The organism is Mucilaginibacter sp. L196, from assembly GCF_009765905.1.
Lineage (GTDB): Bacteria > Bacteroidota > Bacteroidia > Sphingobacteriales > Sphingobacteriaceae > Mucilaginibacter.
Genome location: NZ_LMUO01000020.1, coordinates 1 through 308 on the forward strand (window position 1 = coordinate 1; position 308 = coordinate 308).

Annotated in this window: 1 rRNA gene; it reads left to right on the forward strand. The window is 56.2% G+C overall.

Annotated features, from left to right (window positions below):
* Positions 1-308, forward strand: a 16S ribosomal RNA gene (locus tag GSQ74_RS22720); the annotation flags it as partial.

Genomic DNA, 308 nt, shown 5'->3' on the forward strand with positions numbered 1-308 from the left:
AAAGCGTGTGCCAGCAGCCGCGGTAATACGGAGGGTGCAAGCGTTAATCGGAATTACTGGGCGTAAAGCGCACGCAGGCGGTTTGTTAAGTCAGATGTGAAATCCCCGGGCTCAACCTGGGAACTGCATCTGATACTGGCAAGCTTGAGTCTCGTAGAGGGGGGTAGAATTCCAGGTGTAGCGGTGAAATGCGTAGAGATCTGGAGGAATACCGGTGGCGAAGGCGGCCCCCTGGACGAAGACTGACGCTCAGGTGCGAAAGCGTGGGGAGCAAACAGGATTAGATACCCTAGTAGTCCGGGAGCCGT